Below are 16100 nucleotides of genomic sequence, written 5' to 3' on the forward strand. Positions count from 1 at the left end.
AGACAGATGACATAGGCAAGAGGCCGGCCACTTCTGAGCCGCTGCATTCTTCGGCTGATATCACGGAATGGATCCCAGGGTCTGCGCCGCGTCGCTTCGCTCCTTGCTCCGCCCTGGGATGACGAAGTGGAGGATGATTCGGCTAATCCTAGAGGTTGGCGGTTTGCCACTGGACCGAATTGTCGACGTTCGCTGCCGGCCCAGACCTGTCAAAATCACTGTGCCGAGGAACTTAGTTGCGCAGGGCGAACGAGAATGGCGCGGTGCGGGTTATGCGGGAGCCGAGTTCCGGCGGCGGCTCCGGCACCGACGCGCCCTGTAATGCGCTGAGCGCCGCGCTATCGAGGTCTGGATCGCCAGAGGAACGAGCCAGCCGGGCGGACAGGACCCGGCCGGATCCGTCGATCGTGAAGGTCACGCTCGGACTGCCTTCAGCGCGCCGGGCCTTCGCCGCCCTTGGATAGTTTGTGTGCCGTCTTATCCATGCACGCAACCGCGAATTCCACCTGTCCGGACTCACGCCGGATCTCGCAGCCGCTGCTTTGGTCGATTTCGGGGCGGCCGCCCTGGCTGCGGATGTCGCAGCGACACTGGCCGTCGTCCGCGGCGGTGCGGCCTTTTCCTTTTTCGGACGCTTTTTGGCTTCTTTGACAGGCTTCTTCGCCTTGACCTCAGCCGGCTCCTTTACCTCAGTCTTTGCCTGTTTCTTTGGCTTGGCCTCGACGGGTTTGTCGACCGGTTTCGGCTGCGGCAGCGGAACGACCACTTCCGGCGTGACGGCTTCGGCAATTTCGGGCACGACCTCCTCGAGCGGCGGCTGGTCGACCCGTTCGGCCACTGTCGGCGGGGTCGGCTCGACCGTGTCGGCCGGAGCGGCCTCCGATGGCTCGGTGACCGGCTCGGCCTGCTCGACGGGTGGTTCGGGCGGAGGCTCCGTTTCGGTTATCTCGGGCTCCTCGGCCGGGCCCGGCTGATCGGGCGCTATCTCATCCGATATCGGCGCCGGCTCGGCCGGCGTGAGCGCCATTGGCGACAGCTCGATCACCTGCGCCTGCGGCGGCCCGCCATCGGGCTCGGCCGGGCGCCAGCTCTGCATCGCATAGCCGACCGCGGCATGCGCCATCAGGACCAGCGCAGCCGCGCCCGCCCACCAGGCGATCTCGCGCGCGCCGAAACGCCGCTGATCGGCCATCGGCAGGGCGGCCGCCGGCGACATTATTGGCCGGTTCCGACTTGCGGCGCCGCGGCATCGCCGGGCGCTGTCTCGAGGCCAACCAGCGCGATCTTCAGATAGCCGGCGCCGCGCAAAAGGTTCATCACCTCCATCAGCTCGCCGTAGCCGACCGCCTTGTCGGCGCGCAGGAAGATGCGCGTCTGCCTGTCGCCTTTTGTCCTGCCGACCAGCGCGGCGGCGAAGGCTGCGCGCGGCACGCTGTCGTTGCCGATCGCCAGGCTGAGATCGTTCTTCAGCGTCAGGAACAGCGGCGTCTCCGGTCGAGGCGCAGGCGTTGCGGTCGAGCCCGGCAGGTCGACATTGACATCCACGGTCGCCAGCGGCGCCGCGACCATGAAGATGATCAGCAGAACCAGGATCACGTCGATGAACGGCGTGACGTTGATCTCGTGATTTTCCTCGAGATCGCCGTCGATGTTCTCTCGAATTCTAGCCGCCATGGCGTCGCTCCGTGTTCATTCCGCGGCCATCTGCTTTGCCGGCGCGACCGTGCGGAAATCCAGATCCCGGCTGACCAGCCGCTCGACCCCTGCCGACGCATCGGCAAGGATCTGCCTGTAGCCGGCTATCGATCGCGCGAAGACGTTGTAGATGACCACCGCCGGGATCGCCGCGACAAGGCCCATCGCCGTGGCCAGCAAGGCTTCCGCAATGCCCGGGGCAACGACGGCGAGGTTGGTGGTCTGCGCCTGCGAGATGCCGATGAAGGCGTTCATGATGCCCCAGACGGTGCCGAACAGGCCGACGAAGGGCGCGGTCGAGCCGATTGTCGCCAGCACGCCGGTGCCGCGCGACATGCGCCGCGCCGCCGCCGCCTCGATGCGCGACAGGCGCGAGGTGACCCGTTCCTTCAGCCCGTCGCCGGACACATGGTCGAGCGAGCCGGCCGAAAGCGCGGTCTCTTCCTCGGCTGCCCGCACCAGCAGGGCGCCAGGACCGTTATTATGGCCAAGCGCGCGCCCGGCCTGGTTCAACGTCGCGGCATTGCCGATCGCTTGTGCCGCGCGGCGGGCGCGCAGCTTGCCGCCTAGGATCTCCAGCGATTTGGCCAGCCATATCGTCCAGGTGACGAAGGACGCAAAAGCCAACCCGATCATCNCCGCTTTCACGACGATGTCGGCCGCCATGAACATGCCCGATGGCGACAGGTCACGCGGCAGGGTCAGGGACGTTGCCGTCGAAGGGCCAGTCTCGGTAGGCGTTGTCTCGATAGGTGTTGTCACGCCGGGCTGCGTCGCCGGTGGCGCGGCGGCGTCTGGCGCAGCCTGCCCAGGCACTGGAGCCGGCGCCTCGATCGCCGGGGCCGCGCCCGGTTGCTCCTGGGCGGCTGCCTCCGGTTGCTCCTGGGCGGCTGCGCCGCCGGCCGACAGGATGGCGGATGCGAGCAACGCCGCGAACAAACCATGTCTGGACAAGGGCTTCTTCCTTATTCTCACGGTGGCCTCATTGCACATAGCCGATGGGCTGGCCGGTGACGGGGTGCGCAAACACGCCCATCTCGACACCGAAAATTCCTTTGAGCACGTCGCCCTGCATGATCTGGTCCGGCGTGCCGCGCGTCAGCAGCCTGCCGTCCTTCAGCGCGATCAATTCGTCGCAGTAGCGCGCCGCCATGTTGGGATCGTGCAGCACGACGACGACGCACAGGTCGCGCTTGCAGCTGAGGTCCCTGACCAGCCCCAGCACCTCGACCTGATGGGCGNCCAGCATGGCCAGCCATGCGCGCTGGCGCTCGCCGCCGGATAATTCGTCGACCAGCCGGTCGGTGAAGTCAGCCATATCGGTCAGGACAAGCGCCTCCTCGACATGGCGCCTGTCCTCATGCCCGAAACGACCGAGCGCGCCATGCCAGGGATAGCGGCCGAGCGTCGCCAGTTCGCGCACCGTCAGGCCGGTCGCCGCCGGCGTCGTCTGCGGCAGATAGGCGAGCGCGCGCGCCAGTTCGCGCGCGCCCCACTGCACCAGCGGCCGCTGCGCGAAGGTTATGCCGCCCGAGCTTGCCGGCTGCTGGCGCGCCAGGAGCTTGATCAGCGTCGACTTGCCCGAGCCGTTGTGCCCGATCAGCCCATAGACGCGCGAGCGTTGCAACTCGAGTGTAACCGGACCGAGCAGCGTCCGCTCGCCGACGGCGAACCGCACCGCTTCGACATGGAAGGCAGTCTGGGCATGAATTCCTGCCACGGTCTGGGCCTCACTCCAGCTTTGCGCGCATTTCGAAATCCGGTTTTCGGCAATCCGGTTTGCGGGCGCCGATGTCCGGTTGACTATGAAACATGAGTTTAATAGTCAACAATGAAGATGACTTTTGAGTCAACAAAATGTCGTGACGCGCCGGATTTGCGTCGAAACACGAAATGTGGAGCGCGCCGAGATGGTCGTTGGTTCAGGTCGCGGAAGAACTCAAAGCGAAGTGACTGCGCGCCGAAACCTGCTGGTCGCGGCGATGTCGCTGCCGGTGCTGCTTGGCGGCGGTCACGCCGTCGCGCAGGAGGCGACCACCACTCTCGACCCGATCAATATTCAGGAACGCGTCGAAAGCGCCTTTGGGACGGTCGACGGCTATGTCGCCACCCAGGGCTCCACCGCTACCAAGACCGAAACACCGCTGATCGAGACGCCGCAGTCGATATCGGTCATCACCAAAGACCAGATGGAAGCGCAGGCGGTGGACAGCCTGAACAGCGCGCTGCGGTATACGCCAGGCGCAACCGGCAATCTCTACGGCACCGACAATCGTGGCCACGGCTTGCAGATACGCGGCATTTCGAACTCCAGCGGCGTCTTCTACAAGGACGGGCTGCAGCTCAAGGAAAGCAATTTCACGCTGTTCACGGCGCTCGATTCCTACGGTGCCGAACGCTACGAAATCCTGCGCGGGCCGGCATCGGTTCTTTACGGCCAGGCAAGTCCTGGCGGCATCATCAACTATGTCAGCAAGCGTCCGACCGAGGAGAACCTCCGCGAGGTTGAGCTCGGCGCCGGAAGCTTCGACCGCTATGAAGGAAAGTTCGACTTCAGCGGGGCTGTCAACGCCGACAAGTCGCTGCTGTTCCGCCTCACCGGCGCCGCCCACACCGGCGATACGCAGACAGACTTCGTCGAGGACGACCGCATCTTCATCGCGCCGGCGCTGACCTGGCAGCCCGATGCCGATACCAGCCTGACCATCCTCGCCAACTATCAGCGCGACCGGTCCGGCTGGGCGATGCAGTATCTGCCGGCATACGGCACGATCAGGCCGGGCAGGGACGGAAAATACCTGCCGAACAGCATGTTCGTCGGCGAACCGGGCTTCGACACCTACGACAACGACCAGGCGTCGATCGGTTACGAGTTGGATCACCGCCTCAACGAGACGTGGCAGGTTCGCCAGCATGCCCGCTACGTCTATCTGAAGCACTATGAGGAAGGCGTCTTCGGCGGCGGGCTTCTGAATGATGAGGGCGATTATTCCCGCTATGCCGATGCCGGCGGCAGCAGGCTCAGCGGCGTGACCATCGACAACCAGGCGCAGGCCGATTTCGACACCGGGCCGCTCGCCCACACGCTGCTTCTCGGCCTCGACTACAAGCGCTACACCTACCGCGACTATGCCGCCAGCAACGATATGACCGACGATGATTTCAACATATTCGACCCGGCCTATGGCTACCCGGTCGGCGAAATGACGCCCTATACCGACACCGACACCACCCAATCGCAGGTCGGCCTCTACGCACAGGACCAGATCAAGCTGGGCAACTGGCGACTGACGCTGGGCGGCCGCCAGGACTGGGCCGACGCGAAAGTCCACGACAATCTGGCCGGCGCTTTCGGTCCCCGCCAGAAGGACGACGCCTTCACCAGCCGCGCCGGTCTGCTTTATCTCGCCGACAATGGCCTTGCCCCTTATGTCAGCTATTCCGAATCGTTCCAGCCGGTGTCCGGCCCCGACAGCAACGGCAATCCGCTCGTGCCCGAAACCGGCAAGCAGTACGAGGTCGGGCTGAAATACCAGCCGGTCGGCTGGAACGCCTTCGTCACCGTTTCGGCGTTCGACCTGGCCCGGCAGAATGTCGTACGCTATGGCGGTGTTGGCGCGCCCAACGACATCTTCCAGACCGGCGAGATCAGGTCGCGCGGCATCGAGCTGGAAGCTGTTGCGAGCCTCGATTCAGGCTTCGATTTCCGGGCGGCCTATACATATCTCGACACCGAGATCACCAAGGCCACCTCGATCACCGTCGATGACGATAGTGGCGAGACAATCAGCGATGAGGGCAACACCCCATTCGGCGTGCCGGAGCATGCGGCCTCGCTGTGGGCGAATTACACCGTCGGCAGCGGCAAATTGGAAGGCTTCGGGCTCGGCGCCGGCATCCGCTATGTCGGCTCGACCTTCGGCGACGACGCCAACACTTTCAAAGTGCCGGCAGTCACGCTTGTCGATGCCGCACTCCACTACGAATGGAGGAACGCCGAGCTGAACCTCAATGTCAGCAATCTGTTCGACAAGCGCTATGTCGCCTCCTGCTACGCGGAAAGCTTCGGCTGCTTTTATGGCGAGGGTCGCCGGATCAACGGCTCGGTGAAGTACACATGGTGACCCGCGCGTGCAGGCCCGGACCCAATTGGCGCCACTGACGCGGCGCCGGTGCCTGGCCGGCCTGGCCGCGACGAGCCTAGGCCTGCGCGGCGGCCCGGCGCATGCCGCTCCGCCGCCGCGCATCGCCTGCCTCGAATGGACCTCGGCCGAGATGGTCATCTCGCTCGGGATCGGCCCGGTGGCGGTCGCCGACTCAAAAGGTTACCGCGACTGGGTCGCGGGACCGGCTCTTCCTGCCGGCTGCCTCGATCTCGGCTCGCGCGGCGAGCCCAATCTCGAACTGCTCCTCGAACTCAAGCCCGACCTTATCACCGGTGCCTATGGCTATGGGCTGGACGAATCTCCGTTCAGGCGGATCGCGCCGCTGCATACGGTGCCCTTCTACGATGGCACCGAAGCGCCTTATCGCCAGGCCGAGAATGAGACGCTGAAACTTGGCTCAAAACTCGGCCGCGAGGCTGAAGCTCAGCGCCTCATCCAGGCGACGGCGGCGGCCATCGCCCAGATCAGGGCACGTTTTTCACAACGGGCAAAACAGCCGCTCGCGGTGATCAGCATGTTCGACGACCGTCACGTCCGTGTCTACGGCAAGGGCAGTCTGTTCCAGGACGTGCTCGACAGGTTGAGCCTCACCAACGCCTGGACGGCGCTGACCGATAGCTGGGGCTTTTCCATGCTGGGCATCGAAGAGCTGGTTGCGATCGGCGAGGCCCGCGTGATTTCCCTCGATCCGATCCCGCCGCATGTGAAGATCAGGATCGACCAGAGCAGCCTCTGGGCGAACCTTCCCTGTGTCAAGGCCGGCAACGTCAGGACAATCCCGCCGGTATGGCCGTTCGGCGGGCTGGCCGCCGCTGCCCGTTTTGCGACGGTTTTGGCCCGGGCATGACCATCATGCAGTCCACGGCCAGCCATCGTGCTCGTTTCAAGGCAGGGATGCTCGTCGCCCTCGTCGGCCTGCCGGCGGTGCTCGCCGCCTATCTCACCGCTGCCGGGCTTTTGCGCCTGTTGCCCGCCGACATGTGGTGGCAGTCGCTCGTGGCGACCGACTTTTCCGATCCGCGGCAGCTGCTTTACCGGCATTCCTTCCTGCCGCGCCTGGCGATCAGCCTGCTGGCCGGCGCGGCGCTCGGCCTGACCGGCGCGCTGCTCCAGCAGCTGCTGCGCAATCCGCTCGCCGAGCCGACGACCATCGGCACCAATGCAGGCGCCACCGTCGCCCTGACGATCGCCACGCTCTACGCGCCGTGGCTGCTGGAGCAAGGTCGCGAATGGATGGCGCTCGCCGGCGGCGCCCTGTCGACGCTGGCGGTTTTGGCTCTGGCCCGGGGCCGGAGTTTCTCGCCGGTCGCGATCATCATTTCCGGCCTGGTGGTCAGCCTCACATGCAGTTCGGCGAGCGCCCTGCTGATGGCGGCCAACCGCGAATATTCCGAGGAACTCTTCATCTGGCAGAGCGGTTCGCTGATCCAGAACGGCGATGCCGTAGTGCTCGGGTTCGCGCCATGGCTGGCGATGGCCGGCATTGCCGCCTTCCTTCTGCTCCGGCCGCTGCGGCTTCTCGACCTGAGCGACGAGGGAGCCGAAAGCCTCGGAACGAATCCCGCGATGACACGGCTGGCCGGGATGACCGTCGCCGTCGCTCTGAGCAGCATGGTGGTCGCAGCCGTCGGCGTCATCAGCTTCGTGGCGCTTGCGGCGCCGGCGCTGGTCAGGCTCGCCGGCGCACGGACCCTGCGCCAGCGCATGATCTGGGCGCCGCTTGCGGGCGCCATGCTGTTGTGGCTGACCGACCGGCTGGTGCAGGTCCTGCCGTTTACCTCCGAAATCCCGGCAGGCGTGGCGACTGCTTTCCTCGGTGCGCCGCTGCTGTTTCTTCTCCTGCCGAAATTGCGCACCAGCCCGGATCGGGACGGCACCATGCTGGCTTCCGTGCGCAGGCGCAGCGGGTGGCCCTGTCTGCTGCTCGGGCTCGTCGCGATGGCGCTTCTTCTCTGCGCCGCGCTTGTCATCGGGCGAGGCGCGACCGGCTGGCACGTGGCCTCGGCCGCCGAACTTGCCGACCTGCTGCCGCTCAGAGCGCCTCGCATCGTCGTCGCGGTTTGCGCTGGCATGATGCTTGGCGTGGTCGGCACGCTGATGCAGCGGATGACCGGCAATCCGATGGCGGCGCCCGAGGTGCTGGGTATCTCAGGCGGCGCCTCGCTAGGCATACTGCTGCTCTTCGTCGCGACTTCTGATGTCAACCGTCCGGCGATGATCGCGGCCGGTCTCGTCGGGGCGCTGGTCAGCCTGGCGATGGTTTCGCCGACCGCCCGCCGGCAGCCCCTCGCGCCTGATCGGTTGCTGCTTTCCGGGGTCGCCGTGGCGACGATGGCGTCGGCATTCTCGGCGGTGATGCTCGCCAGCGGCGATCCTCGGCTCGATACGCTGATCGGCTGGCTGTCCGGCTCCACCTACCGAGCCACCGCCGCCGATGCCTCAATCGCTGCCGTGACGGCGACTGCTCTGCTCGCCATCGTGCCCCTCACCAGCCGCTGGCTGGAAATCCTGCCGCTTGGAGAAGCCGCCTCGCGCGGGCTCGGGCTTGGCCTGTTTCGCGTGCGGGTCGTCCTCCTGGTGCTTATCTCGGTGCCGACGACAATAGCCACGCTGGTCATCGGGCCGCTGAGCTTCGTCGGATTGATGGCGCCGCACCTGGCCCGCATGCTCGGTCTTCAACGCGCGTTGCCGCAGCTTTTCGCTTCCGCGATGCTTGGCGGGATGATGCTTGTCTCGGCCGACTGGGCCGGCCGGATGCTGATTTTCCCGTGGCAGATTCCGGCGGGTTTGCTTGCTGCCCTGGTTGGCGGGCCTTACTTCATGGTGCTGATGTGGAAAGGCCGGCAATGGCCACGCGCTTCGGGTTGGCGACCACAAAGCGCATAGCACGCGCTCAGCCGGCGCGTGCTTCGCGGATCACGCGAGGCGCAAACGCGCCGGGCTGAGGGACATCGGCCTCGCGGCGCGTCAGCGAATTGCGCAGCAGCGCGATCACCTCGCGGCCCGCCGCCGCGATGCCGCCCGGCCTGTCGACACCGACGATCATGAACTCCTCGATTCCCAGGGCAGCATAAGGAAGCAGGGAAAGCGCGACTTGTGTCGGCGGCCCGACAAATTCGACCGCCTTCTGGCAGGAAGCGTTGCCCTCCGAACGGATCCGGACGGGGAGCGCGAAACGCAGCTTGCCGGCCCGACCGTGTTCGGCGGCGGCATTGCGAACCCGCTCCATCAGTTGCCGGATCTCGTCGAGCGAACCCGGCGTCAGCTCGAAGACATCGGCATGCCGCCCGGCGACCCTGAGCGCCGTTCCGGACCGTCCGCCCATGCGGATGCTCACCCCGGCGCTACGCGGCCCCTTGCGCGGCACATAGCCGCCGCTGACGCTGTAGAAGGCGCCTTCATGGTCGAACGGCCTGTCGTTCGACCACAACCGTTTCAGCAGCACCAGATATTCATCGATGCGCTGCCAGACAACCGTATGACCGACCGGGCGTGTTTCGGCATCGTCGTCGTTCAGCGGCTCGCTGAGCATCCTGAGCGACAGCCGACCGCCGCTTTTCGCGTCGAGGGCCGCCAATTGCCGTGCCGCCACCGTCGGGTCGATCACACCAGCCCAATGCGTGAGAACGATCTCGAGCGAAGAAGTGCGGTCCAGCGCCCGGGCGGCAATATCCATATTGGTCAGCAGCCCGGCCGGATCGTCGACGACGATTTTCTGGAAACCGATGTCCTCGATCAGCGACAGCTTTGTCGCGGTTTCCGCGAAATCGTAGAAAAACGGCGCGGTTGGGTCGGCCGGGTGAGTTTTACCGGGAACATGCGTGAACTCGAACGGCATTGCCATCTCCTCCATCACGTTGGGGTCAAGCGCGCGAAAGCGCACCGGGACTCGGTTCATTCAACTCCGATATCGCGAAACGGCAGACAGCTATCCCTTTAGTCAGGCCCGATGACTCGCGGGCTCCAAAGTCAGGGAACAAAACCCAGAACGACCGCCCCGGTGAACACGAACGCAAGGGCAAAGACGAGATAGGCAAAGGCGCCCGCATAGGCCGGCCGCCAAGTCTGCTCGGAACCGAGACTTTGGCCTTTGCGGGCAGTGTGGGTGTTCTGGAAATAGGACATATCGACCTCCGTCTCGGCAGTTAATCTATTAAATCAGTAGACTTTGTCGAGTGCTATTTTCCAGCGATCCTTAGAATGTTTTTCTCCAACCTGAGCACAATTTGGTTTGTTTGCTGCTTAGCGCGGCACTTTCCGAGGCCGATCGGCTCGATGGCAAAACGCCCGGTCGTGCGGGCGGGCAGGGATGGGCGGAGCGGCCGCCTAGTTGGCGGGCGGCCTGTAAGCTTCCAGGCCGAACAGCATCAGCACGAGCGACACAAGGAAGAACCCGACCGCGACGCCGAGCGCGATCCGGGCGTAGAGTCTATAAACGTCGCCCATGATGGTGCCGAACACCCGTCGTGCCGAGGCATCGGCTGGGCGCGATTTCTCATCGAGGTAGAGCCAGACTTCGGTGTGCTTGGGATTTTTGAAGGCTGCGGTCGTGGCTTTCCACATCAGCGCCAGAACCATGGTCAGCGTGAGGAACGCGCCGGAGCGAAATGCAGACACCGGGTTGAAGGAGAATCCGACCATGACACAGCCAATGGCAAGCGAGCCGAACATGACGGCGCGCCCGATGCACCCCACAGCAACCCGCCTGATCTCATCCATCGGCGCCCTCGGCAGCAAGCTCGCCGACAATGTGCGAGCGCTGCGACCGTATCAAATCACTTTAAGGCGAATGTGCCGCCAGGACGGGTATACCTCTGGGAATTCAGCATGGGCGTGCAGGCGCGCGACTCCCCAGCGCAACTTTGCGAACGCAACAGCCTGAAATACGGCCATCGACGCGGCCGGCCGGCGCCCTCTATGTTGCATGGCAAGCCGGATCGAACCTTTCCGCACCGACAGGCGCTGCCTCGGACAGGCATTGTCTGGGCAAGACATCCGGCAGAGGAAGGCTATCGGCTATGCCGAAGGAGACGGAATTGAAGCCGCCGAGCGGCGCGACACCGCTGATAGCAATTGCGGCTGCCGCCGTCGACACCGAAACAACCGGGCCCGACGCCACCAGGGCGCGCGTGGTCCAGATTGGCGCGATCGGCATCGCGCATGGCAAGGTCGTCCGGGAAACTCAGCTCGATCTCCTCATCGATCCCGGTGAAGCAATCCCGTCCGAGGCTTCGCTCGTCCACGGCATCACCGATGCCGATGTTGACGGAGCCGGGAGCTTCCCGGATGCATGGGCGCAATTCCAGCAGTTCGTCGGCGACCGTATTCTCGTCGGACACTCGATCGGCTTCGACCTGGCGGTATTGGAGCGCGAATGCCGACGCTCCCGTTTGCCCTGGAAAAAGCCTCGGGCGCTGTGCGTCCGGCTTCTTGCAACCATAGCAAATCCCAATCTGGCAGACCATTCGCTGGAAACGATCGCCGTCTGGCTTCGCCTGGAGATAGCTGGCCGCCATTCGGCTCTGGGCGATGCGATTGCGGCCGGAGACATCTTTGCCGCGTTGATTCCGGAGTTGCGCAAACGCAACATCCGAACACTTGGAGAGGCCGAGGTTGCCTGCCTTGCCCTTTCGGACGCTCTCGAAGCCGGCCATCGCGCCGGCTGGGCCGAGCCGGTGTCGCGACCCCAGGCTCCGGCGTTTCAGCCGGTTGATCCCTATGCCTATCGCCATCGCGTCGGCAGCCTCATGAGCAGCCCGCCAGTCGTGGTGAAGTCGACCAAACCGACAAGGCAGGTCATCGACCTCATGGTCAAGCGCAAGATCAGCTCGGTCCTCGTGTCCGAGCGTGGAACGCCGGATCAAGCGATTGAGGCGTATGGCATCGTTACCGAGCGTGACCTGCTGCGCCGCATATCGTCCGACGCCGAGCGGGCTTTTGACATGCCGGTCGGAAAAATCGCGACGCGACCGCTGATAAGCATCCGCGCCGCCGCCTTCGCTTATCGGGCGATCGGCCGCATGGATCGGCTGAAGGTCCGCCACCTCGCCGTCCGCGACGAAGGCGGCATGCTGGTCGGCGTGCTTTCGGCGCGCGACCTGCTGAGGCTTCGCGCCGCCGCTGCCATCGATCTCGACGACACGATCGAACATGCCAGGGATGCCGCCGAACTGGCGGCCAGCTGGTCGATGCTGCCGGGCGTGGTACGATCGCTCATCGGCGAAGCAATCGACCCGCGCGTGGTGGCGGAAATCATCAGCGACGAACTTTGCTCGCTTACCCGCCGCGCCGCGGTGCTTGCCGAACAGCAGATGCAGATCGAAGGTCACGGCCCGCCGCCCTGCGCCTACGCCGTGCTTGTGCTCGGCTCGGGCGGCCGTGGCGAAAGCCTGATGGCCCCCGACCAGGACAACGCAATCGTCTTTGCAGATGGCGAGCCGGATGGGCCCGAAGATCGCTGGTTCAAGAATCTCGGCGCCAAGCTCGCCGACATGCTCGACATCTCAGGCGTGCCGTATTGCAAAGGCGGTGTAATGGCCTCGAATGCCGCATTCCGCGGAAGCCTCGACACCTGGAAGCGGCGCGTCGAGGATTGGGTTCGCCGTCTGCGGCCTCAGGACCTGCTCAACGTCGATATCGTCTACGACCTGCGGCCGGTGCATGGCGACACCACGCTGGCCGCGCAGTTCGTCGAATATGCCTATGACCGTGCCCACGCCGAGCCGGTGTTCGCGAAGCTGCTCGGCGAGCAGATGACGACCGGCAATCCCTTCACTGTCTTTGGCGGCCTTCAGCTTGAAAATGGCCGGCTGGACATCAAGAAGCATGGCCTTTTTCCAATCGTCGCGACCGCACGCACGCTCGCAATTCGCCACGGCATCCGCGAGCGGAGCACGCGTGCCCGGCTCGAGCGACTGATCGCGCTGGATATTGGCGGCGGGCCCGACATGAAGGCGATGCTGGCCGGCCACGCCATGCTGATCGGCTTGGTGCTCGCTCAGCAGACGCGTGACATCTACGCCGGTATACCGGTATCCAACCGCGTCGAGATCAATGCGCTGGCGCGCGAGCAGCAGGCACAGCTCAAGAGCCTCATCAAGCGCCTTCAGTCGGCACCCGACCTGGTGCGGGACCTGATGTTCGCATCGCCGGCGACGCTCGGACAGTAAACAAACTCAGCTGCGCGCGGCGCCAAGCAGTTGGTCGACGAGGGCGCTGCGGTCGGCCTGCACCAGGAAATCCTCATGCGCGCGCAGCAGATTCATTCTCAGGAAGTTGAAGATATAGTCGTAATCGTTGGTCAGCAGATTGGGGTGGATCGGTACCATCTCGAAAACCGTTCGCGCCAGCGGCTCGGGGATCTCGCGCACCGGCCGCGGCGGGCCGATCTGGGTGGCGGCGAGGCGCTGGCGGGTGAGCTCGGCGGCGTCCTCCCAGAAAGTGGGGGGCGAGCCCGCCGGAACGGCATATTTGGAGAAGCTTGCCAGGGCGACTTTTTCCAGCGCCGCCGGCAGGCCCCGCTGGCGCAAGCCGGCGGGTTCACGCAGCGCACCCTCCACCATTTCCGCCACCATCGCGTAACACGCAGGATAGGCGCGCCAGCGCGAATGGTTGAGCGCCGCCTGGAACTCCTTCTCGCTGAACAGCTTCTGCCAGTATACCCCTGCCCTGACGCGGCAGAACTCGACGATGCTTTTCTGCGCCAGGAAGGCGGCCCGCGAATCCATGAAGTCAGCCAGTTCGCCGACGCGGCCGATCGGCTGCGGCTTGCGCAGGAACGCGGGCAACAGGTCGTTCAGCAGGCCCATGGCGCTCTCCCTTCGGTTCCAACCGTTGACCGTTTAGCCTCCGCGATGCCGCACCGCCAGCCCTCTTGCCGATTCAAGTCCTCTCACCGATTCTCCAGTCCTTTCACCGATTCTAAAGTCGTATGAACAGCCGCGACAAAAAGTGATACTCCTCCACAGTTACGGTCGGCTGATTCTATGCTTGGCCGCGACATATGCCGGAGGGCTTCCGCGTCAGCGGAAGAGGCAAGCTTTAAACGGCGCCTTGCGGTCGAGACGGTTCGCAAGCTGCCAACCTAGGGAGGGTTCAACGCTATGGCGACGCCAGACCGCATAAGTTATTGGAACAAGACCAAGAGCCTCATGTTCGTCATGCTCGGCCTATGGGTGTTCTTCGGTTACGTCATCCACATGTTCGTGGAGCAACTCAACACCATCGTCATTTTTGGCTTTCCGCTCGGCTTCTACATGGCCGCTCAGGGTTCGCTCATCGCCTTCGTCGTCATGCTGTTCTGGTTCGCACGGCGCCAGAACGCGATCGACGAAGAGCATGGCGTCCATGAAGATTGATCGGGGGAACTTCAATGGCTAACACGACATCCACCACCGCAGGCGGAGGCGACTTCACCTCCAATCTCGGCCGCATCTACGGCATCTACACCGGCGGCTTCATAGCCTTCATCATCCTGATGGCTGTCTTGAGCGCCATGGGCGTCGAGAATGTTGTCATCGGCTACCTGTTCATGGGCTTCACCATCGTCATCTACGCGGTGATCGGCGTCCTGAGCCGCACCATGCACGTTGGTGAATATTACGTCGCCGGGCGTCGCGTACCGGCGCTCTACAACGGCATGGCGACCGGCGCCGACTGGATGTCGGCGGCCTCCTTCATCGGCATGGCTGGCTCGCTCTATCTGCTCGGCTATGATGGTCTCGGCTTCGTGCTCGGCTGGACCGGCGGCTACGTGCTCGTGGCCATCCTCGTTGCGCCCTATCTGCGCAAGTTCGGCGCTTACACCGTTCCCGACTTCCTGTCGGCGCGCTACGGCGGCAATCTTGCCCGCTTCATCGGCGTGATCGTTCTGTTCTCCTGTTCATTTACCTATGTGGTCGCGCAGATTTTCGGCACCGGGCTGATCTCGGCCCGCTTCCTTGGCATCGACTTCAACGTCGCGGTCTATGTCGGACTGGCCGGCATCCTGGTGTGCTCCATGTTGGGCGGCATGCGCGCCGTCACCTGGACGCAGGTCGCCCAGTACATCGTGCTGATCATCGCCTATCTCATCCCTGTCATCTGGATGTCGACGGTGAAAACCGGCGTGCCGATCCCACAACTGATGCAAGGCCAGGCGCTGGCGAACATCACCGCGCTTGAGACGGCGCAGGGCATCACGTTGCATCACATCACCCCATTTGCGCATGGCGGCTATGATGCCAAGAACTACTTTCTGCTCATCCTCTGCCTGATGGTCGGAACGGCGTCATTGCCGCACGTCCTGATGCGCTACTTCACCACCCCGTCGGTGCGTGAAGCGCGTGTCTCGGTCGCCTGGTCGCTGCTGTTCATCTTCATCCTCTACTTCACCGCGCCGGCCTATGCGGCGTTCGCCAAGTGGACGATGCTCGACCTGGTGGCGTCGGGCCTTACGCCCGAAAACATCGCCGAGAAAGCCGGATGGATGATGCGCTGGGCCGCTGCCGACAATACGCTCGTGCAGATCTGCGGCAAGGCGGCGACAGATAGCGCGGCGATCGTCGCGGCCTGCGCCGAAAAGGGCGTGACGGCACTTTCGTTTGCCGACATCAACCTCAACGCCGACATGATCGTGCTGGCGACGCCGGAAATGGCCGGCATGCCTTACGTCATCTCGGGCCTCGTCGCCGCCGGCGGTCTTGCCGCCGCGCTGTCGACGGCGGACGGCCTGCTGCTGGCCATCGCCAACGCACTCAGCCACGACATCTACTACAAGATGATCGACCAGAATGCGCCCACGTCGCGGCGCCTGATCGTGTCCCGCATCCTGCTGGTTATGGTCGCCGTGCTGGCCGCCTACGTCGCGTCGACCAAGCCGTCCGACATACTGTCGATGGTGTCGTGGGCGTTCTCGCTTGCGGCAGGCGGGCTGTTCCCGGCGCTGGTGCTCGGCGTCTGGTGGAAGCGGGCGAACTCGGCCGGTGCGGTCGCCGGCATGATCGCGGGCTTCGGCATCACCATCTTCTACCTTGTCATGACCCAGTACGGCGCCGACTTCGACAAGGCGACGCCGAATATGGAACTGTGGTGGGGCGTGAAGAACATTTCGTCGGCGGCCTTCGGTCTGCCGGTGGGCTTCGCCGTTATGATCATCGTCAGCCTTCTCACCAGGGCGCCGTCCCGGGATATGCAGGATTTCATCGAGGAAATCCGTGTGCCGCGTGGCAAGCAGATGATGGAAGAAAAGACTGCCTGATC

Annotated in this window: 14 protein-coding genes; 6 read left to right on the forward strand and 8 right to left on the reverse strand. The window is 64.3% G+C overall.

Annotated elements, in window-relative coordinates; all coding sequences use genetic code 11:
- Positions 1 to 232: 232 nt before the first annotated feature.
- From X738_RS63875 to X738_RS63890, 4 genes are all read right to left on the reverse strand, one after another.
- Positions 233 to 1216, reverse strand: a complete 984-nt coding sequence (locus X738_RS63875) for a TonB family protein (RefSeq protein WP_023800508.1) — start codon at positions 1214 to 1216, stop codon at positions 233 to 235.
- Positions 1216 to 1674, reverse strand: coding sequence for a TonB system transport protein ExbD (exbD, locus tag X738_RS63880; protein ID WP_023800509.1), 459 nt, complete (start codon positions 1672 to 1674; stop codon positions 1216 to 1218). Before exbD ends, X738_RS63875 begins: the two co-directional genes overlap by 1 nt.
- A 15-nt stretch (positions 1675 to 1689) precedes the next feature.
- A complete protein-coding gene (exbB, locus tag X738_RS63885; RefSeq protein WP_023800510.1) occupies positions 1690 to 2649 on the reverse strand; it encodes a tonB-system energizer ExbB in 960 nt (319 codons plus the stop codon).
- A gap of 28 nt (positions 2650 to 2677) precedes the next feature.
- The gene (locus X738_RS63890) at positions 2678 to 3415 is read right to left on the reverse strand and encodes an ATP-binding cassette domain-containing protein (RefSeq protein ID WP_023800511.1); all 738 of its coding nucleotides are present in this window, start codon (positions 3413 to 3415) and stop codon (positions 2678 to 2680) included.
- 229 nt (positions 3416 to 3644) lie between these two features.
- Here X738_RS63890 and X738_RS63895 point away from each other — a divergent pair, with 229 nt between their 5' ends.
- The 3 genes from X738_RS63895 to fhuB are packed head-to-tail and all read left to right on the forward strand — an operon-like array spanning position 3645 to position 8747.
- Positions 3645 to 5819 (forward strand): TonB-dependent siderophore receptor, encoded by a 2175-nt coding sequence (locus X738_RS63895; RefSeq protein ID WP_023800512.1) that lies wholly within the window; start codon positions 3645 to 3647, stop codon positions 5817 to 5819.
- A 7-nt stretch (positions 5820 to 5826) separates the two neighbouring features.
- Positions 5827 to 6708: an ABC transporter substrate-binding protein gene (locus X738_RS63900; protein WP_023800513.1), complete on the forward strand. Its 882-nt coding sequence runs from the start codon at positions 5827 to 5829 to the stop codon at positions 6706 to 6708.
- Complete coding sequence (gene fhuB / locus X738_RS63905) at positions 6705 to 8747, forward strand: Fe(3+)-hydroxamate ABC transporter permease FhuB (protein ID WP_084833778.1); 2043 nt, start codon at positions 6705 to 6707, stop codon at positions 8745 to 8747. The genes X738_RS63900 and fhuB overlap by 4 nt, the downstream gene beginning before the upstream one ends.
- A 7-nt stretch (positions 8748 to 8754) precedes the next feature.
- Here fhuB and X738_RS63910 read toward each other — a convergent pair whose 3' ends face one another.
- The 3 genes from X738_RS63910 to X738_RS63915 form a co-directional block, all read right to left on the reverse strand.
- Positions 8755 to 9699: an LLM class flavin-dependent oxidoreductase gene (locus X738_RS63910; RefSeq protein ID WP_023800515.1), complete on the reverse strand. Its 945-nt coding sequence runs from the start codon at positions 9697 to 9699 to the stop codon at positions 8755 to 8757.
- A gap of 131 nt (positions 9700 to 9830) precedes the next feature.
- Positions 9831 to 9986 (reverse strand): hypothetical protein, encoded by a 156-nt coding sequence (locus tag X738_RS86150; protein ID WP_023800516.1) that lies wholly within the window; start codon positions 9984 to 9986, stop codon positions 9831 to 9833.
- 201 nt (positions 9987 to 10187) lie between these two features.
- Entirely contained in the window at positions 10188 to 10580 is a 393-nt protein-coding gene (locus tag X738_RS63915) for a hypothetical protein (RefSeq protein ID WP_023800517.1), read from the reverse strand.
- 299 nt (positions 10581 to 10879) lie between these two features.
- Between X738_RS63915 and X738_RS63920 the strand changes: the two genes are divergently transcribed.
- On the forward strand, positions 10880 to 13030 hold the full coding sequence (locus X738_RS63920; protein WP_245277724.1) for a DUF294 nucleotidyltransferase-like domain-containing protein: 2151 nt from the start codon (positions 10880 to 10882) through the stop codon (positions 13028 to 13030).
- Positions 13031 to 13036: 6 nt separating this feature from the next.
- Here the strand turns inward: X738_RS63920 and X738_RS63925 are convergent, their stop codons facing one another.
- Entirely contained in the window at positions 13037 to 13669 is a 633-nt protein-coding gene (locus X738_RS63925) for a hypothetical protein (RefSeq protein ID WP_023800519.1), read from the reverse strand.
- Between the two features lie 294 nt (positions 13670 to 13963).
- Between X738_RS63925 and X738_RS63930 the strand changes: the two genes are divergently transcribed.
- The gene (locus X738_RS63930; RefSeq protein ID WP_023800520.1) at positions 13964 to 14218 is read left to right on the forward strand and encodes a DUF4212 domain-containing protein; all 255 of its coding nucleotides are present in this window, start codon (positions 13964 to 13966) and stop codon (positions 14216 to 14218) included.
- 14 nt (positions 14219 to 14232) lie between these two features.
- Positions 14233 to 16098 carry a sodium:solute symporter family protein gene (locus tag X738_RS63935; RefSeq protein WP_023800521.1) on the forward strand — a complete coding sequence of 622 codons (1866 nt, stop codon included), beginning with the start codon at positions 14233 to 14235 and terminating at the stop codon, positions 16096 to 16098.
- Positions 16099 to 16100: the final 2 nt, after the last annotated feature.

This window comes from Mesorhizobium sp. L48C026A00 (genome assembly GCF_000502375.1).
GTDB classification, from domain to species: domain Bacteria; phylum Pseudomonadota; class Alphaproteobacteria; order Rhizobiales; family Rhizobiaceae; genus Mesorhizobium; species Mesorhizobium muleiense.